Origin of the sequence: Streptococcus oralis, assembly GCF_023109005.1 — a bacterium.
GTDB classification, from domain to species: Bacteria; Bacillota; Bacilli; order Lactobacillales; family Streptococcaceae; genus Streptococcus; species Streptococcus oralis_BU.
On the sequence record NZ_JALDTU010000006.1, the window covers coordinates 112505 to 133410 of the forward strand.

At 37.8% G+C, this 20906-nt stretch carries 24 protein-coding genes and 1 pseudogene; 20 read left to right on the forward strand and 5 right to left on the reverse strand.

Going from position 1 to position 20906, the window contains the following annotated elements:
* The first annotated feature begins 38 nt into the window (after positions 1-38).
* From M1F56_RS07200 to M1F56_RS07260, 13 genes and pseudogenes are all read left to right on the forward strand, one after another.
* Positions 39-260 carry a hypothetical protein gene (locus M1F56_RS07200; RefSeq protein ID WP_001009056.1) on the forward strand — a complete coding sequence of 74 codons (222 nt, stop codon included), beginning with the start codon at positions 39-41 and terminating at the stop codon, positions 258-260.
* A gap of 116 nt (positions 261-376) precedes the next feature.
* On the forward strand, positions 377-874 hold the full coding sequence (locus M1F56_RS07205) for an antirestriction protein ArdA (protein ID WP_000342539.1): 498 nt from the start codon (positions 377-379) through the stop codon (positions 872-874).
* Between the two features lie 88 nt (positions 875-962).
* Positions 963-1355 (forward strand): conjugal transfer protein, encoded by a 393-nt coding sequence (locus M1F56_RS07210; RefSeq protein WP_000723888.1) that lies wholly within the window; start codon positions 963-965, stop codon positions 1353-1355.
* A complete protein-coding gene (locus tag M1F56_RS07215) occupies positions 1339-3786 on the forward strand; it encodes an ATP-binding protein (protein ID WP_000331160.1) in 2448 nt (815 codons plus the stop codon). The genes M1F56_RS07210 and M1F56_RS07215 overlap by 17 nt, the downstream gene beginning before the upstream one ends.
* A 2-nt stretch (positions 3787-3788) precedes the next feature.
* Complete coding sequence (locus M1F56_RS07220) at positions 3789-5966, forward strand: CD3337/EF1877 family mobilome membrane protein (protein WP_247917300.1); 2178 nt, start codon at positions 3789-3791, stop codon at positions 5964-5966.
* A complete protein-coding gene (locus M1F56_RS07225; RefSeq protein WP_000769868.1) occupies positions 5963-6964 on the forward strand; it encodes a lysozyme family protein in 1002 nt (333 codons plus the stop codon). Before M1F56_RS07220 ends, M1F56_RS07225 begins: the two co-directional genes overlap by 4 nt.
* A complete protein-coding gene (locus M1F56_RS07230; RefSeq protein ID WP_001224320.1) occupies positions 6961-7896 on the forward strand; it encodes a conjugal transfer protein in 936 nt (311 codons plus the stop codon). Before M1F56_RS07225 ends, M1F56_RS07230 begins: the two co-directional genes overlap by 4 nt.
* A 313-nt stretch (positions 7897-8209) precedes the next feature.
* Positions 8210-8257: pseudogene (locus M1F56_RS09790) on the forward strand (hypothetical protein); the annotation flags it as partial.
* 15 nt (positions 8258-8272) lie between these two features.
* A complete protein-coding gene (gene tet(M), locus M1F56_RS07240) occupies positions 8273-10192 on the forward strand; it encodes a tetracycline resistance ribosomal protection protein Tet(M) (RefSeq protein WP_000691729.1) in 1920 nt (639 codons plus the stop codon).
* Between the two features lie 363 nt (positions 10193-10555).
* Positions 10556-10801, forward strand: a complete 246-nt coding sequence (locus M1F56_RS07245; protein ID WP_001813542.1) for a hypothetical protein — start codon at positions 10556-10558, stop codon at positions 10799-10801.
* Complete coding sequence (locus M1F56_RS07250; RefSeq protein WP_000806926.1) at positions 10798-11133, forward strand: hypothetical protein; 336 nt, start codon at positions 10798-10800, stop codon at positions 11131-11133. The genes M1F56_RS07245 and M1F56_RS07250 overlap by 4 nt, the downstream gene beginning before the upstream one ends.
* Positions 11134-11145: 12 nt before the next feature.
* Positions 11146-11514: a hypothetical protein gene (locus tag M1F56_RS07255; protein ID WP_247917301.1), complete on the forward strand. Its 369-nt coding sequence runs from the start codon at positions 11146-11148 to the stop codon at positions 11512-11514.
* The gene (locus tag M1F56_RS07260) at positions 11501-11800 is read left to right on the forward strand and encodes a DUF5960 family protein (RefSeq protein ID WP_001072467.1); all 300 of its coding nucleotides are present in this window, start codon (positions 11501-11503) and stop codon (positions 11798-11800) included. The genes M1F56_RS07255 and M1F56_RS07260 overlap by 14 nt, the downstream gene beginning before the upstream one ends.
* 117 nt (positions 11801-11917) lie before the next feature.
* Here M1F56_RS07260 and msr(D) read toward each other — a convergent pair whose 3' ends face one another.
* The 3 genes from msr(D) to M1F56_RS07275 form a co-directional block, all read right to left on the reverse strand.
* On the reverse strand, positions 11918-13381 hold the full coding sequence (gene msr(D) / locus M1F56_RS07265; protein ID WP_000420313.1) for an ABC-F type ribosomal protection protein Msr(D): 1464 nt from the start codon (positions 13379-13381) through the stop codon (positions 11918-11920).
* A gap of 119 nt (positions 13382-13500) precedes the next feature.
* Positions 13501-14718 carry a macrolide efflux MFS transporter Mef(A) gene (gene mef(A), locus M1F56_RS07270; protein ID WP_000417519.1) on the reverse strand — a complete coding sequence of 406 codons (1218 nt, stop codon included), beginning with the start codon at positions 14716-14718 and terminating at the stop codon, positions 13501-13503.
* Positions 14719-15103: 385 nt separating this feature from the next.
* On the reverse strand, positions 15104-15274 hold the full coding sequence (locus tag M1F56_RS07275) for a hypothetical protein (protein ID WP_000873143.1): 171 nt from the start codon (positions 15272-15274) through the stop codon (positions 15104-15106).
* A 521-nt stretch (positions 15275-15795) separates the two neighbouring features.
* Between M1F56_RS07275 and M1F56_RS07280 the strand changes: the two genes are divergently transcribed.
* Entirely contained in the window at positions 15796-15987 is a 192-nt protein-coding gene (locus M1F56_RS07280) for a cysteine-rich KTR domain-containing protein (RefSeq protein ID WP_001860868.1), read from the forward strand.
* Between the two features lie 59 nt (positions 15988-16046).
* On the opposite strand, the gene M1F56_RS07285 is transcribed toward M1F56_RS07280, so the two are convergent.
* The gene (locus tag M1F56_RS07285; protein ID WP_001227347.1) at positions 16047-16400 is read right to left on the reverse strand and encodes a helix-turn-helix transcriptional regulator; all 354 of its coding nucleotides are present in this window, start codon (positions 16398-16400) and stop codon (positions 16047-16049) included.
* A gap of 504 nt (positions 16401-16904) precedes the next feature.
* Here M1F56_RS07285 and M1F56_RS07290 point away from each other — a divergent pair.
* From M1F56_RS07290 to M1F56_RS07310, 4 genes are all read left to right on the forward strand, one after another.
* Positions 16905-17327, forward strand: coding sequence for a sigma-70 family RNA polymerase sigma factor (locus tag M1F56_RS07290; protein ID WP_000804885.1), 423 nt, complete (start codon positions 16905-16907; stop codon positions 17325-17327).
* Positions 17324-17554, forward strand: coding sequence for a helix-turn-helix domain-containing protein (locus M1F56_RS07295; protein WP_000857133.1), 231 nt, complete (start codon positions 17324-17326; stop codon positions 17552-17554). The genes M1F56_RS07290 and M1F56_RS07295 overlap by 4 nt, the downstream gene beginning before the upstream one ends.
* 460 nt (positions 17555-18014) lie before the next feature.
* On the forward strand, positions 18015-18218 hold the full coding sequence (locus M1F56_RS07305) for an excisionase (protein ID WP_000814511.1): 204 nt from the start codon (positions 18015-18017) through the stop codon (positions 18216-18218).
* A gap of 81 nt (positions 18219-18299) precedes the next feature.
* A complete protein-coding gene (locus M1F56_RS07310; protein WP_001291561.1) occupies positions 18300-19517 on the forward strand; it encodes a tyrosine-type recombinase/integrase in 1218 nt (405 codons plus the stop codon).
* Positions 19518-19741: 224 nt separating this feature from the next.
* Here M1F56_RS07310 and M1F56_RS09710 read toward each other — a convergent pair whose 3' ends face one another.
* Positions 19742-19870, reverse strand: a complete 129-nt coding sequence (locus tag M1F56_RS09710; RefSeq protein ID WP_256363417.1) for a hypothetical protein — start codon at positions 19868-19870, stop codon at positions 19742-19744.
* Between the two features lie 152 nt (positions 19871-20022).
* Between M1F56_RS09710 and M1F56_RS07315 the strand changes: the two genes are divergently transcribed.
* Both M1F56_RS07315 and M1F56_RS07320 read left to right on the forward strand, forming a co-directional pair.
* Positions 20023-20187 (forward strand): hypothetical protein, encoded by a 165-nt coding sequence (locus M1F56_RS07315; protein WP_000201399.1) that lies wholly within the window; start codon positions 20023-20025, stop codon positions 20185-20187.
* Between the two features lies 1 nt (position 20188).
* Complete coding sequence (locus tag M1F56_RS07320) at positions 20189-20797, forward strand: hypothetical protein (protein ID WP_247917302.1); 609 nt, start codon at positions 20189-20191, stop codon at positions 20795-20797.
* The last annotated feature ends 109 nt before the right edge of the window (positions 20798-20906 follow it).

A 20906-nucleotide genomic window follows, 5' to 3' on the forward strand; every position in this document is an offset into this window, starting at 1 on the left:
AATACAAATTCATTGAATATAGAGAGGAGAACATTTTTATGAATTTTGGACAAAACCTTTATAACTGGTTTCTATCAAACGCTCAATCACTGGTGCTTTTAGCAATCGTTGTGATTGGCTTGTATCTTGGCTTCAAGCGTGAGTTTAGCAAACTGATTGGCTTTTTAATTATTGCGATTATTGCGGTTGGCTTAGTCTTCAACGCTGCTGGAGTAAAAGACATTTTACTAGAGCTATTCAATCGCATTATTGGTGCTTAAATAAAACCGTTCTTTTGTGGAATATAAGTGGTTTTCTTATGTTCCGCAAAGGAATGGTACACCAAACGAAGTGCGGTAGGGATTTTTGAATCTCTACAAAGAAAGGACGTGAATATATGGACGATATGCAAGTCTATATTGCGAATTTAGGCAAATACAATGAGGGCGAATTGGTCGGTGCGTGGTTTACCTTTCCCATTGACTTTGAGGAAGTCAAAGAGAAAATCGGCTTGAATGATGAATATGAGGAATACGCCATTCATGACTACGAGTTACCCTTTACGGTTGACGAATACACTTCCATTGGCGAACTCAATCGACTATGGGAAATGGTATCGGAATTACCCGAAGAATTACAATCGGAGCTATCTGCTCTGCTCACTCATTTTTCAAGCATTGAAGAACTAAGCGAACATCAAGAGGATATTATCATTCATTCCGATTGTGATGATATGTATGACGTGGCACGCTACTACATTGAAGAAACGGGTGCTTTAGGCGAAGTACCAGCTAGTCTTCAAAACTATATTGATTATCAAGCCTATGGTCGGGATTTAGACCTTTCAGGAACGTTTATCTCAACCAATCATGGGATTTTTGAAATCGTCTATTAAATCTGTCGGTACATTACTACTGGCAGATTTTCTATTTTACGGGGTGGCTCAATCAGCTACCCCTATTTTTTATGAAAGGATTGATTACATGAAGAAAATACGAAGCTATACCAGTATCTGGTCTGTGGAAAAGGTACTGTATTCTATCAATGATTTTAGACTTCCGTTTCCCATAACCTTTACGCAAATGACATGGTTTGTCGTGTCACTCTTTGCAGTGATGATACTTGGCAACTTGCCCCCTCTTTCCATGATAGAGGGAGCATTTCTCAAATACTTTGGGATTCCTGTGGCTTTCACATGGTTTATGTCTACAAAAACTTTTGATGGTAAAAAGCCTTATGGATTTTTGAAGTCTGTCATTGCTTATGCACTGCGACCAAAGCTGACCTATGCAGGAAAAAAAGTAACGCTTGGCAGAAACCAGCCACAAGAAGCCATTACAGCAGTTAGGAGTGAATTTTATGGCATATCCAATTAAATACATTGAAAACAATCTCGTCTGGAATAAAGACGGGGAATGTTATGCTTACTATGAGCTTGTTCCTTACAATTACTCATTTCTAAGTCCAGAACAGAAAATACAAGTGCATGATTCTTTCAGACAGCTTATCGCACAAAATCGTGATGGCAAAATTCATGCTTTACAAATCAGTACAGAATCCAGCATACGTTCTGCACAAGAGCGTTCCAAAAATGAAGTCACTGGCAAGCTCAAAGCGGTTGCCTATGACAAAATCGACCAACAGACAGACGCTTTAATATCCATGATTGGCGAAAATCAAGTGAACTACCGTTTCTTTATCGGCTTTAAGTTGCTTCTCAACGATCAGGAGTTTTCTATGAAAAGTCTTACCGTTGAAGCAAAAAATGCTTTGTCTGATTTTGTCTATGATGTGAACCATAAGCTGATGGGCGATTTTGTTAGTATGAGTAATGATGAAATCCTGCGTTTTCAGAAGATGGAAAAGCTCTTAGAAAATAAAATCTCTCGTCGTTTCAAAATCCGCAGGTTAGATAAGGACGACTTCGGCTATCTGATTGAACACCTTTACGGACAGACAGGCACTGCCTATGAAGAGTATGAGTACCATCTATCAAAGAAAAAGCTGGATAATGAAACGCTGATTAAATACTATGACTTGATTAAGCCTACTCGCTGTTTGGTGGAAGAAAAACAGCGATATTTGAAAATCCAGCAGGAAGATGAAACCGTCTATGTAGCTTACTTTACCATTAACAGCATTGTCGGAGAACTGGACTTCCCGTCCTCTGAAATCTTCTACTACCAGCAACAGCAATTTACATTCCCGATTGATACGTCAATGAATGTGGAAATTGTAGCGAATCGTAAAGCCCTATCTACTGTCCGCAATAAAAAGAAAGAACTGAAAGACTTGGATAACCACGCTTGGCAAAGTGATAATGAAACCAGCTCCAATGTGGCGGAAGCTCTGGAAAGTGTGAATGAGCTGGAAACCAATTTAGACCAAAGCAAGGAATCTATGTACAAGCTGTCTTATGTGGTAAGGGTATCAGCAAATGATCTTGACGAACTCAAACGTCGTTGTAATGAAGTGAAAGATTTTTATGACGATTTAAGCGTAAAACTGGTACGACCATTTGGGGATATGCTCGGCTTACATGAAGAATTTTTACCTGCCAGCAAGCGTTATATGAATGATTATATTCAATACGTGACCTCTGATTTCCTCGCTGGTTTAGGTTTTGGTGCTACTCAAATGCTGGGGGAAAATGAGGGGATTTATGTTGGCTACAGCTTAGATACTGGACGCAATGTCTATCTGAAACCTGCTCTTGCCAGTCAAGGGGTTAAGGGTTCAGTAACCAATGCGTTAGCGTCGGCTTTTGTTGGTTCGCTGGGTGGTGGTAAATCCTTTGCGAATAACCTTATCGTCTATTATGCGGTGCTTTATGGGGCACAAGCAGTGATTGTAGACCCAAAAGCAGAACGTGGCAGATGGAAAGAAACCTTGCCAGAGATTTCCCATGAAATCAATATCGTCACTCTGACTTCTGATGAGAAAAACAAAGGCTTACTTGACCCTTATGTGATTATGAAAAATCCCAAAGATTCTGAATCACTGGCTATTGATATTCTGACATTCCTTACGGGGATTTCCTCTCGTGATGGGGAACGCTTCCCAATCCTTAGAAAAGCCATTCGTGCAGTAACCAATAGTGAAGTACGAGGGTTGATGAAAGTGATTGAGGAATTACGGGTTGAGAATACGCCACTAAGTACCAGTATAGCCGACCATATCGAAAGTTTTACAGACTATGACTTTGCACATTTATTATTCAGTAATGGTTATGTGGAGCAGTCTATCAGCTTAGAAAAACAACTGAACATTATACAGGTTGCGGACTTGGTACTTCCCGACAAGGAAACTTCCTTTGAGGAATATACCACTATGGAGCTTTTATCCGTTGCTATGCTGATTGTCATTAGTACCTTTGCTTTAGACTTTATCCATACAGACCGAAGCATTTTCAAGATTGTAGATTTAGACGAAGCATGGAGCTTTTTACAGGTAGCACAAGGAAAAACACTATCTATGAAGCTGGTTCGGGCTGGTCGTGCTATGAACGCTGGGGTATATTTCGTGACCCAAAATACAGACGACCTCTTAGATGAAAAACTGAAAAATAACCTCGGCTTAAAATTTGCATTTCGTTCCACTGACCTTAACGAGATTAAAAAGACCTTAGCCTTTTTTGGTGTAGACCCAGAGGACGAAAACAATCAGAAGCGATTGCGTGATTTGGAAAACGGGCAATGCCTTATCAGTGATTTATATGGTCGTGTCGGTGTGATACAGTTCCACCCTGTATTTGAAGAACTGCTCCATGCCTTTGATACCAGACCACCTGTGCGAAAAGAGGTGTAAATGTGAAACCATCAATAGTAAACAGAATAAAATCAAACTGGACGCTGAAACGTCTAGGTAAAGTGGCAATGACAGTGGCTTTCACACTTGTGATTGCCATTTTTCTTTTAGCCATGCTGGGAACGGTGGTTCAAGCTGCGGGCTTGGTAGATGATACGGTCAATGTGGCAAATGAATACAGCCGATACCCACTTGAAAACTATCAACTGGATTTTTATGTGGATAATAGCTGGGGCTGGCTTCCGTGGAACTGGTCGGACGGGATTGGAAAACAGGTCATGTATGGACTATATGCCATTACCAATTTTATTTGGACAATCAGTTTGTATGTTTCCAATGCGACAGGTTACTTAGTACAGGAAGCCTATTCCTTAGACTTCATTTCCGCTACAGCAGATTCCATTGGTAAGAATATGCAGACCTTAGCTGGTGTGAGTGCAAACGGATTTTCAACAGAGGGTTTCTATGTTGGATTCCTCTTACTCTTGATTTTGGTTCTTGGGGTTTATGTTGCCTATACGGGACTGATAAAGAGAGAAACCACAAAGGCAATTCATGCCATTATGAATTTTGTGCTGGTGTTTATCCTATCGGCTTCCTTTATTGCCTACGCTCCCGACTACATTAAAAAAATCAATGACTTTTCATCAGACATCAGTAATGCCAGTTTATCACTTGGCACGAAGATTGTCATGCCCCATTCCGATAGTCAAGGCAAGGACAGCGTGGACTTAATCAGAGATAGCCTGTTTTCCATACAGGTTCAGCAAACGTGGCTACTGCTTCAATACAACAGTTCAGACATTGAAAGTATCGGTATTGACCGTGTGGAAAGCCTGCTCTCCACCAGCCCAGATTCCAACAATGGCGAAGACAGAGAAAAAATTGTTGCGGAAGAAATTGAAGACAGAAGCAATACCAATCTAACCATTACAAAGACCATTAACCGTTTAGGTACAGTCTTCTTCCTATTTGTCTTCAATATTGGGATTTCCATATTTGTATTCCTATTAACAGGAATCATGATTTTCTCGCAGGTACTTTTTATCATCTATGCTATGTTTCTGCCTGTGAGCTTTATTTTAAGCATGATTCCATCATTTGATGGTATGTCAAAACGAGCCATAACAAAGCTCTTTAATACCATTTTGACACGAGCTGGAATCACATTGATTATTACGACAGCATTTAGTATTTCAACCATGCTCTATACCTTATCGGCTGGTTATCCATTCTTTTTGATTGCTTTTCTACAGATTGTGACCTTTGCAGGAATCTACTTCAAGCTGGGCGATTTAATGAGTATGTTTTCTCTACAGAGTAACGATTCTCAAAGTGTGGGAAGTCGTGTGATGAGAAAACCTCGTATGCTTATGCACGCTCACATGCACCGTCTACAGCGGAAACTTGGACGTTCCATGACTACTCTAGGGGCTGGGTCTGCCATTGTTACAGGTAAAAAAGGACAGTCGGGTTCGGGGAGTTCTGCAAGGACACAAGCAGATCACTCCCGACCAGACGGAAAGGAAAAATCAACACTTGGAAAACGTATCGGTCAAACCATCGGTACAGTAGCTGATACCAAAGACAGAATGGTAGACACTGCTAGTGGTTTGAAAGAACAGGTTAAAGATTTGCCGACCAATGCAAGATATGCAGTATATCAAGGAAAATCCAAAGTAAAAGAGAATGTCCGTGATTTAACCAGTAGTATTTCTCAAACCAAAGCGGACAGAGCCAGTGGACGCAAGGAACAGCAGGAACAAAGGCGAAAAACCATTGCGAAGCGTCGCTCTGAAATGGAACAGGTCAAACAGAAAAAACAGCCTGCTTCTTCTGTTCATGAAAGACCGACTACAAGACAAGAACAATATCATGATGAACAGACCTCAAAACAGTCTAATATTCAGACTTCATATAAGGAATCTCAACAAGCCAAACAAGAGCGTCCAGCAGTTAAGTCCGATTTTTCAAGTCCAAAAGTGGAACGCCAAGGCAATACCGTTCAAGAAAAAACCGTTCAAAAGCCAGCAACTTCAACCACTACAGCAGATAGAACTTCACAACGTCCAATCACAAAAGAACGTCCGTCTACTGTTCAAAGAGTACCACTACAAAATACAAGAAGTAGACCACCAATCAAAACCGCCACCATTAAGAAAGTCGGTAAGAAACCATGAAGTTGAAAACTTTAGTGATTGGTGGTTCTGGATTATTCTTGATGGTCTTCTCACTGCTTCTGTTTGTTGCCATTTTATTTTCAGATGAACAGGACAGCGGAATTTCCAATATTCATTATGGAGGTGTGAATGTTTCCGCAGAAGTGCTGGCTCATAAGCCTATGGTAGAAAAATATGCCAAAGAATATGGCGTTGAAGAATATGTCAACATACTTCTTGCGATTATACAGGTGGAATCGGGCGGTACTGCGGAAGATGTTATGCAGTCCTCGGAATCCCTCGGTCTTCCACCTAATTCATTGAGTACAGAAGAATCCATTAAGCAAGGTGTGAAGTATTTCAGTGAATTATTAGCCAGTAGCGAAAGGCTCAGTGTAGATTTAGAATCGGTTATCCAGTCCTACAATTATGGTGGTGGTTTCTTAGGGTATGTGGCTAATCGTGGAAATAAATATACCTTTGAACTGGCTCAAAGTTTCTCAAAAGAGTATTCAGGTGGCGAAAAAGTGTCTTACCCCAATCCCATAGCCATACCTATCAATGGGGGCTGGCGATACAACTATGGCAATATGTTTTATGTGCAACTGGTAACGCAGTATCTTGTCACAACAGAGTTTGATGATGATACGGTACAAGCCATCATGGACGAAGCACTGAAATATGAGGGCTGGCGATACGTTTACGGTGGAGCTTCCCCGACTACTTCTTTTGATTGTAGCGGACTGACACAATGGACGTATGGAAAAGCTGGAATTAACTTACCACGAACCGCACAACAGCAATATGATGTGACCCAGCATATCCCACTATCGGAAGCACAAGCTGGCGATTTGGTTTTCTTTCATTCTACCTATAACGCTGGCTCTTATATTACTCATGTTGGGATATACCTTGGCAATAACCGTATGTTTCATGCAGGCGACCCAATCGGTTATGCCGACTTAACAAGCCCCTACTGGCAACAGCATTTAGTGGGAGCAGGACGAATCAAACAATGAGAAAGGAAGATTTAATGATGAAATTTAGAAAAAATCAGAATAAAGAAAAACAGATACCAAAGGAAAAGAAACCTCGTGTCTACTATAAGGTCAATCCTCATAAAAAGGTTGTGATTGCCTTGTGGGTACTTTTAGGGCTTAGTTTCAGCTTTGCGATATTCAAGCACTTTACAGCTATAGATACTCATACTATTCACGAAACAACTATCATAGAAAAGGAATACGTTGATACTCATCATGTAGAAAATTTTGTAGAGAACTTTGCGAAAGTCTACTATTCATGGGAGCAATCCGATAAGTCCATTGATAATCGAATGGAAAGTCTAAAAGGCTATCTGACAGATGAACTTCAAGCTCTCAATGTTGATACAGTACGCAAAGATATTCCTGTATCGTCTTCTGTAAGAGGATTTCAGATATGGACGGTAGAGCCAACTGGCGACAATGAGTTTAATGTAACCTACAGTGTAGACCAGCTCATTACAGAGGGAGAAAATACAAAGACCGTCCACTCTGCTTATATAGTGAGTGTCTATGTAGATGGTTCTGGAAATATGGTACTGGTTAAGAATCCGACCATTACCAACATACCTAAGAAATCAAGTTATAAACCAAAAGCCATTGAAAGTGAGGGGACGGTTGATTCCATTACAACCAATGAAATCAATGAGTTTTTAACGACGTTCTTCAAGCTCTATCCTACAGCGACAGCCAGTGAACTTTCCTACTATGTGAATGACGGGATATTAAAACCAATCGGAAAAGAGTACATCTTTCAAGAACTGGTAAATCCTATTCACAATCGTAAGGATAATCAAGTCACGGTATCGCTGACAGTGGAGTATATCGACCAGCAGACCAAAGCAACGCAGGTATCTCAATTTGATTTGGTACTTGAAAAGAACGGGAGTAATTGGAAGATTATAGAATAACAAATATTGGTACATTATTACAGCTATTTTGTAATCACGTACTCTCTTTGATAAAAAATTGGAGATTCCTTGACAAATATGCTCTTACGTGCTATTATTTAAGTATCTATTTAAAAGGAGTTAATAAATATGCGGCAAGGTATTCTTAAATAAACTGTCAATTTGATAGTGGGAACAAATAATTGGATGTCCTTTTTTAGGAGGGCTTAGTTTTTTGTACCCAGTTTAAGAATACCTTTATCATGTGATTCTAAAGTATCCGGAGAATATCTGTATGCTTTGTATGCCTATGGTTATGCATAAAAATCCCAGTGATAAGAGTATTTATCACTGGGATTTTTATGCCCTTTTGGGCTTTTGAATGGAGGAAAATCACATGAAAATTATTAATATTGGAGTTTTAGCTCATGTTGATGCGGGAAAAACTACCTTAACAGAAAGCTTATTATATAACAGTGGAGCGATTACAGAATTAGGAAGCGTGGACAAAGGTACAACGAGGACGGATAATACGCTTTTAGAACGTCAGAGAGGAATTACAATTCAGACAGGAATAACCTCTTTTCAGTGGGAAAATACGAAGGTGAACATCATAGACACGCCAGGACATATGGATTTCTTAGCAGAAGTATATCGTTCATTATCAGTTTTAGATGGGGCAATTCTACTGATTTCTGCAAAAGATGGCGTACAAGCACAAACTCGTATATTATTTCATGCACTTAGGAAAATGGGGATTCCCACAATCTTTTTTATCAATAAGATTGACCAAAATGGAATTGATTTATCAACGGTTTATCAGGATATTAAAGAGAAACTTTCTGCCGAAATTGTAATCAAACAGAAGGTAGAACTGTATCCTAATATGTGTGTGACGAACTTTACCGAATCTGAACAATGGGATACGGTAATAGAGGGAAACGATGACCTTTTAGAGAAATATATGTCCGGTAAATCATTAGAAGCATTGGAACTCGAACAAGAGGAAAGCATAAGATTTCATAATTGTTCCCTGTTCCCTGTTTATCACGGAAGTGCAAAAAACAATATAGGGATTGATAACCTTATAGAAGTGATTACGAATAAATTTTATTCATCAACACATCGAGGTCAGTCTGAACTTTGCGGAAAAGTTTTCAAAATTGAGTATTCGGAAAAAAGACAGCGTCTTGCATATATACGTCTTTATAGTGGCGTACTGCATTTGCGAGATTCGGTTAGAATATCGGAAAAGGAAAAAATAAAAATTACAGAAATGTATACTTCAATAAATGGTGAATTATGTAAAATCGATAAGGCTTATTCCGGGGAAATTGTTATTTTGCAGAATGAGTTTTTGAAGTTAAATAGTGTTCTTGGAGATACAAAGCTATTGCCACAGAGAGAGAGAATTGAAAATCCCCTCCCTCTGCTGCAAACGACTGTTGAACCGAGCAAACCTCAACAAAGGGAAATGTTACTTGATGCACTTTTAGAAATCTCCGACAGTGACCCGCTTCTGCGATATTATGTGGATTCTGCGACACATGAAATCATACTTTCTTTCTTAGGGAAAGTACAAATGGAAGTGACTTGTGCTCTGCTGCAAGAAAAGTATCATGTGGAGATAGAAATAAAAGAGCCTACAGTCATTTATATGGAAAGACCGTTAAAAAAAGCAGAGTATACCATTCACATCGAAGTTCCACCGAATCCTTTCTGGGCTTCCATTGGTTTATCTGTATCACCGCTTCCGTTGGGAAGTGGAATGCAGTATGAGAGCTCGGTTTCTCTTGGATACTTAAATCAATCATTTCAAAATGCAGTTATGGAAGGGATACGCTATGGCTGTGAACAAGGATTGTATGGTTGGAATGTGACGGACTGTAAAATCTGTTTTAAGTATGGCTTATACTATAGCCCTGTTAGTACCCCAGCAGATTTTCGGATGCTTGCTCCTATTGTATTGGAACAAGTCTTAAAAAAAGCTGGAACAGAATTGTTAGAGCCATATCTTAGTTTTAAAATTTATGCGCCACAGGAATATCTTTCACGAGCATACACCGATGCTCCTAAATATTGTGCGAACATCGTAGACACTCAATTGAAAAATAATGAGGTCATTCTTAGTGGAGAAATCCCTGCTCGGTGTATTCAAGAATATCGTAGTGATTTAACTTTCTTTACAAATGGACGTAGTGTTTGTTTAACAGAGTTAAAAGGGTACCATGTTACTACCGGTGAACCTGTTTGCCAGCCCCGTCGTCCAAATAGTCGGATAGATAAAGTACGATATATGTTCAATAAAATAACTTAGTGTATTTTATGTTGTTATATAAATATGGTTTCTTGTTAAATAAGATGAAATATTTTTTAATAAAGATTTGAATTAAAGTGTAAAGGAGGAGATAGTTATTATAAACTACAAGTGGATATTGTGTGCTGAGAGCTTTCTTCTATACTAATAGACGAAAGGGTGTGAAAATGATTTTTAAATGATACTGTGGAACGGAACAGTAGCCCTAGTATTGACTACTGTCGTTTCTATTCATATTGGCTATTCTAGGACTGAGATGAAAAAATCTATAAATGCTCAGAATAAAATTGAACCCGCAAATCTCCCCAAAACAATGGTGAGTCATGTACTTGTATTATTCCGAAAAAATACACCTCTGGTGCAGTGAGACAAATTGGTGTATCTTATAGTGGCTTCGTAGATGAAAGCTATACTCTACTATCACTCTTTGATGATGTAGAACAAATTGAAAAAGATAATAGACTTCAGACAGCTATTGATGTTGTCAGAGAACAGTTTGGTTTTTTAGCCATACAAAAAGGAACCGTCCTAACTGAAGGTTCCAGAAATATTGAACGCAGTAAACTTATCGGTGGTCATTCCGCGGGTGGATTGGAGGGATTAAAATGAAACAAGAAAAAAATACAGTACAATTTTCAGAAATCCGTAGCAAAGGATGTAATGATATTGAAATGCTTGAAAGATTTTTACATGGAATCGTTGAAACAGCAACTTCAAAACTTCGTCAGAGAAAACTCAAAACAACTGAAATATCGATACGACTAGTACATGCTAAATCTGAAAACCGATTACCATTGGAATTTACATTTAGCATTAAGCCAACAAGCTCATCTGTGATAATCTATACTGAGGTAATCAATCGCTTTAAAGAATGTTACACAGGTGGGGGAATTCAAGGTTTTACGATTCAATTTGATAAAAATACCCTTGCCTCTGCATAGAAAGGATTTGATATGATTGACCGTTCGTATTTACCATTTCAATCAGCAAGAGAGTACCAGGATACAAAGATGCAAAAATGGATGGGCTTTTTCCTATCTGAACATGCATCAGCACTCTCTGATGATACAAACAAAGTAACGTACATGTCTGACTTATCACTAGAGAAGAAATTATTACTCCTCAGTCAAGTATACGCCGGGCAGCTACGCACACGCATTCAAGTGATTGAAAAAAACAAGCGTGTTTCCTACACTGGAACAATACCAAGTCTGACCAAAGATTTCATTTTGATAAAAACTATAACAGGTCACATCAATTTGAAATTAAAAGACATTATTAGTATTGAACTTGTCGAGGAGGTGCTCTATGAATCAGCTTGAGTTTCAGCGTAATCACCTACAAATGGACTATTATAGCGAGAGCTACCAAGATTTTGAACGTGACTTCTACCGCTACTCTAACATGAATATTCCATTGACCTTCCTAACTGATGATATCCTAAAAACAATGGCGACTTCACGTAAGAATTACTTTGTCCTCAATAAGGAAAAGTCCAGAGATAACCGCGATCACTTCTTCATATTTGAAGTAAGTACCGTAGATGAGAATCCGCTAATCTATCATTATACATATAAGAAAACTACAATATATTTAGCAGAAAAATAGGAGCAGTTCAATTGACTGTTCCTATTTTTAATATTCATAAAATCTAAAGTCTTTATACTCTTTAACAATGGAGTCGCCAACCAGAACAGACTATACTGACCAGCGACTACCTTAAATTTAATGTTTCAGATTTATTTTCTTATCTCTAATTTCATAAACTACATCTGCTACATTTTCGAGTAATCGTTTATCGTGGGTGATAAACACGATAGTTCCGGTGTACTCCTTCATTAGTATTTCCAAAGCCTCTAAACTTGGTATGTCAAGGAAGTTACTGGGTTCATCCATTATTAGGATGTTATATCTACCCATGAGCATTTTAGCAAGCAACAATTTTATAATTTCTCCACCGCTTAAAACAGATAAACTTTTTCCAATATCGTTCTGTTTGAACCCCATAGATGCTAGCACTGAACGAATTTCTGATATATTGTAGTCACAATCCTTCTGCATAAACTCCATAACATTCTGATTACTGTTGTACTTGTAACCATTCTGTGCAAAGTAACCTATTTTTGCCTTAGGCGAAATAGAAATTCCTTCTTCATGGTTTAAGATCATTTGGATTAAAGTTGTTTTTCCGATTCCATTACCACCAGTTAACGCCACTTTTGCTCCTAACGGAATTTGAAAAGATGCATTTTCAAACAGAGCCTTATCCCCAAATACTTTATTAATTTCTGCACCGACTATAGGGTATGGATTATGGAGCTCCAATGCTTTACTTTGCCTGAAACGAATTCTGCGAATGCCTTCCGGAGCTTCTACTTTTCCTAAGGCCGCAATCCTGTGCTCTAGGGTTTTAGCAGCATTATACATCTTTTTTTCCTTACTTCCTATTGATTTTTGATGAGCTAAACGCCCTCCGTCTTCAGTACTTTTTTTCTTTGAAGAACCTTTTGCCTTCTGTTCTATTTTACGAGCCTGTTTTCGCTTTTCCTCCGCAGCCCTTTCCAATCGGGCACGTTCCGCAATAAATTGTTCGTATTCTGCAGCTTGGCTCTTACGTTCTTCCTCTTTCTGACGAAGATAATCAGAATAGTTTCCCCAATACTCAGTGATTTTGCCATCTTTCAGTTCCCATATTTTATCTACTATTTCATCAAGAAAATAGCGGTCATGGCTAATAACTAACAGTGCACCTGTAAAATATTTTAGCTGTCCTATTAGAAAATCAATTCCTTCACGGTCTAAATGGCTCGTAGGTTCATCCGCTAAAATACCATGAACCTGTGCCGATAAGGCCTGTGCTATTTTAAGCCTTGTTTCTTCACCACCGCTCATAGTCTGTATATTTAATTGCTCAACACCTAGCTTGCCTACAAGTGCAAAATCTTTTTCCTCCTGCAGAGTTACTTCGTCCAACTGGGGAATATAGGCAAGTTCACCCAGACGATTCATTTTACATCCTGGGGGAGTTAATTCTCCTAAAAGTACCCTGAGTAAAGTGCTTTTTCCAGCACCATTTGCTCCTACTAAACCAATACGGTCATAATCATATACTTCTAATTCATTTATATCTAAAACATCGCGTCCTTTGAATTCCACACGAATGTCTTTTGCTTTTAATATTAATTCCATAACATTTCCTCCTGTCTATAATCGCATGCTTTCATTTGCTTGTATGCAGGGAAAACCCTGCGATTTTAGCAGGAAGAGTTACATGAAAATAAGATACATAAATATTCCTCCAATATTGTTTATTTTAAATCTAATTTTCTAACCTCAGTTATCATTTGGCAAACTATAGCAATGCCAATAATTAAAATACCTGATAGTAAAAACCAATGATTTACACCGATTTTATCAGCAAAGAATCCAGAAAGAATTAACCCAATTGGCATAGCAAGTGACATGATACTTCCGATCAAAGAAAATACACGTCCTAAATATTCAGGCTTAATTTTCTCCTGAAAAAGAGCTGTTTGCACACCGCTATAAAATGGCACCGAAAGCCCCATTATTGCACAGCAAACTACGAATATTACAAATCCATTTGGAGGAAGTATTCCCGAAACGGCTAAACTGGTCCCCATTATAAAAAATGAACTTGTTATTAGTAATACATGCTTTTCGAAGCCCCCTAATCTTCCTAATAATAAGCCTCCTGCTAGCATCCCAAATGCAAAGGAAATTTCCGTAATAGAAATATGCACAGGCGTTCCATTAAAGTGTTCCATGCTTATTAAAGGAAATAGTGCATTGATTGGCATATAAACAAAAGTATATAGTGTTCCTAAGAGTAATAAGGCAAACAATCCTTTGTTTTGTCTCAGAACCACAACTCCTTCTTTCATCTCCCTTATGAAATTTGGTTCTAAACTTTGCACTTGATTACCCAGCTTAGGTATACGTACAATTGCTACCGTAATAGATGCAATCACAGCACCCAATACGTCGATGGCAATAATAGCATTTAAATCCCAAACGGAGTATAAGAGTGCTGCAACTGCCGGACTAACAATATAGCTTATAGACTGCAAAGACTGACTATAGCCTGCGCATTTCGTTAGCTGTTCTTCTGGTACTAAAAGTGGTGTAACCGCATTGAGTGCTGGGGTATGAAAAGCTGTTCCAATGCTACGGATAAACAATACTATCATAATCATCCAGACAGGTAGCTCCATACAGAATGCAACAATAGCAAGCACTGCACCAGCTGCTGCGATAATTAAATCGGCACCAATCATTATCTTCTTCCTATCATGACGATCCACTAGCACACCAATGGCAGGTCCCAAAATCGCATAGGGTAAAAAACCTACTAATGAAGCCATAGACAAGACCATCGCAGATCCTGTTTTTTCTGTAAGGTAAAAAATAATCGCCATTTGCAGGATGGCACTAGTGATTAATGATACTGCTTGCCCTGCCCATATTGCATAAAATTTTCGTTTCCAATTGTTGTATTTTTCCATTTATATTATCTCCTGCATATTATTTTGCTTGAATTTCTATTTTGAATAGCATTCTAGGCAATAAAAAATGCAGGCCAAACCCCACAATGTGGCTTTTGGTCTGCATACATACAATTTGGAAACATTCATATTAAAGACATAGTTAAATAAAGGTATAGTTAAATAACCAATATCCTCACCGTAACTAATGAATGCTCAATATCGTATAAATAAGCACAACAAAAAAGCCTATCATCGGGTATAGATTCTGCTTTTTTTATTGCCAGCTTATCTTAAACGCATTGAGGCTGTCATAGTTTCGGTTCCTCCTACATCTTTGTTTATATCAATTTATAGTATAACACAACAAGATGATATGTTCAATATAAAAGTTATGGAATGAGACTCATACTTCCAATTCGATGCCAGATTTAAAGGATATGACGAAGTTTTCTTCATAGACTGTAACGCTCTGGATTATCTTCCTTAGTAGCAAGCGATTAGCTTTCACAAAATCTTCTGTTTGTAGTTTTAAAAATTCATCAGGATTTTCTAACTCAACCTCAAAATATTTCATTTTACATTCCCTCATTTCATTTATTGATAAATTGAGTTTGCAAAAAAGAGTGGACAATTTTTGTCTACTCTTAACCTTTAAAATAGTTTTTTTTAATCGATTTGAAGTTGCCTAAATTATTACTTATTCGGTAAAATGAAGTATTGCTTTCAACAGATTTCCTTCAACTACACTTCACTTGATTCAAACAAGGTGGGTACATTTCTATTCCCACAAACTCCTTGTCAATGGAAACAAACACGTACCCAAAGGGTAAATGGAAATAGAAACTGATAATTTCTAGCTATCACTTCTACTCATTCCAAAAATTTTCTCACTCTGATACTTACCCACCATAAAGCAAAAAGCCTTGCAATCAAGGCTTTCATTATCCCTTTCGTTCAAAGGTTTCTAAGCTTTTACGAGCAGAGCGACACACTCAGCGGTTCGCTATCTCCGTTCTGTCTGCGTGCTAGCACTTGTCAATCACGGACAGCTATCGCATGGGCGGAAGTAAATGCTAATCTTCGTCGTTTTACTCCTTGACTAGCAAACTTACCGCCTCAACATGTCCTGTATGTGGAAATAAAACACGATTAAAGATAAGGGAAGATACTGAATTAAAAAAATTCCCCCTCTATTGTCCGAAATGCAGACAAGAAAATTTAATTGAAATAAAGCAGTTCAAAGTAACTGTGATTACAGAGCCAGACGCAAAGACGCAGAGCCGATAAAATGAGATTAATACAATCTCATTTTATCGGCTCTTTCCGTTATGTATGGATTCTTTTAATTAGTCTTCGATGTTTCTTGCTTCGTTGATACCGCTGGCTAAAGATTCCATTAAGGATAGTTCTTTGTCTGTAAAGCTATCCATGTATTTCTCTATCTGTAATCGTCGGGTGCTTTTTACCAAGTTATTAGCAGGTAAGAAAAATTCATCAACGGAAACATGAAGTAACGATACAAGGTCATAAAGAACTTGTATGCTGGGGTGTTGCCCTTTATTTTCAATATTAGTTAAGTACCGTGGGTCAATTTCAATCAATGCTCCCACTTGTTCACGAGTTAAACCTCGTTTCAATCGAGCTTCTTTAATGGCTAAACCAAAGGCTCTAAAATCATATTTATCTTCTTTTTTACGCATAGTAGACCACCTCTATACATTTTATTGTTCCTACTGAATTAAAAACAGGTATAGAAAAACGTGTTATATGGTTTATAGGTTTATATTTAATAAAAAGCACTACTAAACGCCAATAAAAAAAACCGTTATATGGTAGTGCTATTTACGCTGTTAAAATATTGTATATTACTTCCAAATGGCGGTTTGTTGGAGGTCAACGTCGCCATGAAGTACATCATATACAATAAATTTCCTTACATTGGGTTCTTGTCAAAAAAAGTCGTCTATCTGCAATAGATAAGTACGTCCACCAATGTGGTTTTATAAATCATATAGATAGAATAACAGAAGCATGTAAACAGAGAAATAAATCTGTTTATATGCTTTTTTGGCTATTCAGAACTTTTTTACAAAGTTTATTTATCAGTAATGCAACAAATCCCCCTTTCACATTGGGACTAAGAGTGAAAGGAGATAAACGAGCAAGGCTCACTTCCTTTCCTAGACAGAAAGGGGGTGAGAAACATGAAACCATCTTCTTTTCAGACCACAATAGAAAATCAGTTTGACTATATCTGTAAACGTGCTATGGAAGACGAGCGAAAGAATTATATGCTTTATCTTTCAAGGATTGCAAAGCGTGAGGTGTCCTTTTCGGATGTTGGCGATTATCTTGTTAGCCAGTTTGCGACAACAGATAACTATTCAACTGACTTTCAGATTTTTACACTCAATGGGTTATCAGTAGGCGTTGAAAATGATTTGTTGAGTGAAGCATTACGTGAGTTGCCAGACAAGAAACGTGAAATTCTACTGCTGTTTTACTTTATGGACATGAGCGATTCAGAAATTGCAGACCTGTTGAAATTGAACCGTTCTACTGTCTATCGGCATAGAACCAGTGGACTAGCCTTAATTAAAAAGTTTATGGAGGAATTTGAAGAATGAAAACACAATATCCTATGATTCCCTTTCCTCTCATTGTAAAGGCAACAGATGGCGATACCGAAGCGATTAACCAGATTCTACATCATTACAGAGGGTACATAACGAAGCGTTCCCTACGACTTATGAAAGATGAATATGGCAATCAAAGTATGGTCGTTGATGAAGTCTTACGTGGAAGAATGGAAACCAGACTGATTACAAAGATTTTGTCATTTGAAATTAAGTAATATCCTCTCTCCTTTCGTGGAAGCGTGCTAAACCATTCCACGCTTCCCGAACAGGGAGGTTTGTTATTCCACCAAAGCATATTGAGCTTTCAATGTGTTTTGATAGGCTAACGAGCCATTGTTCTTTGAAAACTGAATAAAAGTAATCGAATACGTTTCGATAAGAAAAGAGCCAACGGAACTAACCGCCATGACCTATCTTATAAAGATAGCGAGCGATTCATGTTAGTGATCCGAGAAGCAATCTTTAGCAGGATTGCCTGCAACGACATTCTTATCGTGATAATGATACTCCCATACAGTCAATAGTCCGAGCGTGATAAAACCGTCGCAGGCAATGAGTATGGCTACATGAGAACCATGCAGGGGTGGAACTCCCGTGAGCTTTGCTAAAGCTGTTCGATTGCTGGTAAAACAACTTTTATGAAATCCAAATAAGTGATTTGGAAAGGAGGATTTTATGAAGCAGACTGACATTCCTATTTGGGAACGTTATACCCTAACCATTGAAGAAGCGTCAAAATATTTTCGTATTGGCGAAAACAAGCTACGACGCTTGGCAGAGGAAAATAAAAATGCAAATTGGCTGATTATGAATGGCAATCGTATTCAGATTAAACGAAAACAATTTGAAAAAATTATAGATACATTGGACGCAATCTAGCGTCGCCAAAGGGTCTTGTATATGATAAAATAGTATTAAGTCGTATCAAGGCTCTTTCCATAAAGGAAAGGAGCAAATGCCATGTCAGAAAAAAGACGTGACAATAAAGGTCGAATCTTAAAGACTGGAGAGAGCCAACGAAAAGACGGAAGATACTTATACAAATATATAGATTCATTTGGAGAACCGCAATTTGTTTACTCGTGGAAACTTGTGGCTACAGACCGAGTACCAGCAGGAAAGCGTGATTGTATCTCACTTAGAGAGAAAATCGCAGAGTTACAGAAAGACATTCATGATGGTATTGATGTTGTAGGAAAGAAAATGACACTCTGCCAGCTTTACGCAAAACAGAACGCTCAAAGACCAAAGGTTAGAAAAAACACTGAAACTGGACGCAAATATCTTATGGATATTTTGAAGAAAGACAAGTTAGGTGTAAGAAGTATTGACAGTATTAAGCCATCAGACGCTAAAGAATGGGCTATTAGAATGAGTGAAAATGGTTATGCTTATCAAACCATCAATAACTACAAACGTTCTTTAAAGGCTTCATTCTATATTGCTATACAAGATGATTGTGTTCGGAAGAATCCATTTGACTTTCAACTGAAAGCAGTTCTTGATGATGATACTGTCCCTAAGACCGTACTAACAGAAGAACAGGAAGAAAAACTGTTAGCCTTTGCAAAAGCTGATAAAACCTACAGCAAAAATTATGATGAAATTCTGATACTCTTAAAAACAGGTCTTCGTATTTCAGAGTTTGGTGGTTTGACACTTCCAGATTTAGATTTTGAGAATCGTCTTGTCAATATAGACCATCAGCTATTGAGAGATACTGAAATTGGGTACTACATTGAAACACCAAAGACCAAAAGTGGCGAACGTCAAGTTCCTATGGTTGAAGAAGCCTATCAAGCATTTAAGCGAGTGTTAGCGAATCGAAAGAATGATAAGCGTGTTGAGATTGATGGATATAGTGATTTCCTCTTTCTTAATAGAAAGAACTATCCAAAAGTGGCAAGTGATTACAACGGCATGATGAAAGGTCTTGTTAAGAAATACAATAAGTATAACGAGGATAAATTGCCACACATCACTCCACATAGTTTGCGACATACATTCTGTACCAACTATGCAAATGCAGGAATGAATCCAAAGGCATTACAGTACATTATGGGACATGCTAATATAGCCATGACGCTGAACTATTACGCACATGCAACATTCGATTCTGCAATGGCAGAAATGAAACGCTTGAATAAAGAGAAGCAACAGGAGCGTCTTGTTGCTTAGTAGTACAAATGAATTTACTACTTATTTACCACTTCTGACAGCTAAGACATGAGGAAATATGCAAAGAAACGTGAAGTATCTTCCTACAGTAAAAATACTCGAAAGCACATAGAATAAGGCTTTACGAGCATTTAAGAAAATATAAAAAGATAATTAGAAATTTATACTTTGTTTCAAATAAAAAAGATGACTTACTGAACCTGTAAGCCACCTAATCAGTCGGTTTATTCTGGTGTCTGCCACCGCTTGGCCCGTACGTCCAAGATTGCTATCGGATTTTGTTCTGGTGTCCGCCACCGCTTGGCCCTTATGTCCAAGATTACTATCAGATTGACCATGAGCCGACCACTCATCTACACCATTATTCTAACGAATATGAGCTACAAACGCAAGAGAAAAACTTATTTTGGATTTATACACTATAAAAAACATACACTATCTTCAGATTGAACTTTTGTTCAAAATAAGCTATAATGAATTTAAGTAGAAACAGGAGGTAGAACAAATGGCTACAATCAGTTTAACACGTGATATAAAACTAACAAACGAAGATGCTCTAAAAATTCTTAATCATAAACCATCTAAAAAGCTACAAGCAGTCTTGAAATCTATTGAATCACAGGACGCTACCGCTCCAACGAAAAATAAACTCATTTCAAAGTATCTGTAAGATGACAATTCAAGTAACACCACTTAAGCAATATCTTGAAAATATTCAAGTGCTAGCTCCTGATAAAACTGAGAAACAAGTTCAGGAGCTATTTAAAACTATCATTTTAGAAAATGTTGATTTCAACGGTAATGAAGAGATGTTGACTTATCTATCTGATAAAGCCCCCAATTTTGAAAAACAACATCGTTCTCGTAATTTTATCGTTGAAGAAACTGCAACAAATAACATCATAGGATTCTTTAGTTTATCTCTCAAAGTTGTTGATATTTCTGATTTAGAGAAATCCTTAAAAAAGAAACTCGTCCTAAAAGGGAAAAGTCCCAAAAATATTGATTATCTCCCTGTGTTACTTATCGGTCAATTCGGCAAAAACACAAAGCTAAATAAACTATCAGGACAAGAGTTATTTGAAATTGTAATTCAAAAAATTGAAGAATTTCGAGCAATTGTAGGAACTCAGATGGTATTTTTAGATAGTATCAATCATCCTAAAGTCATTCAATTTTATGAACAGTTCGGATTTGTTGCTTACAGTCAATTGATTAAAGACGATCATCAAGTAAGTTATCAGCCTATGGCATTAAATATGTCACTCTATAAAAAATAAGAATCATGTCACCTAAACTGATGACATGATTCTTTTATTATGTGACTATTAGTCCGTCTCGCTCCGTAAGGTGCGAGACAAATAAACCACCCGCTATGCGGGTGCGCGT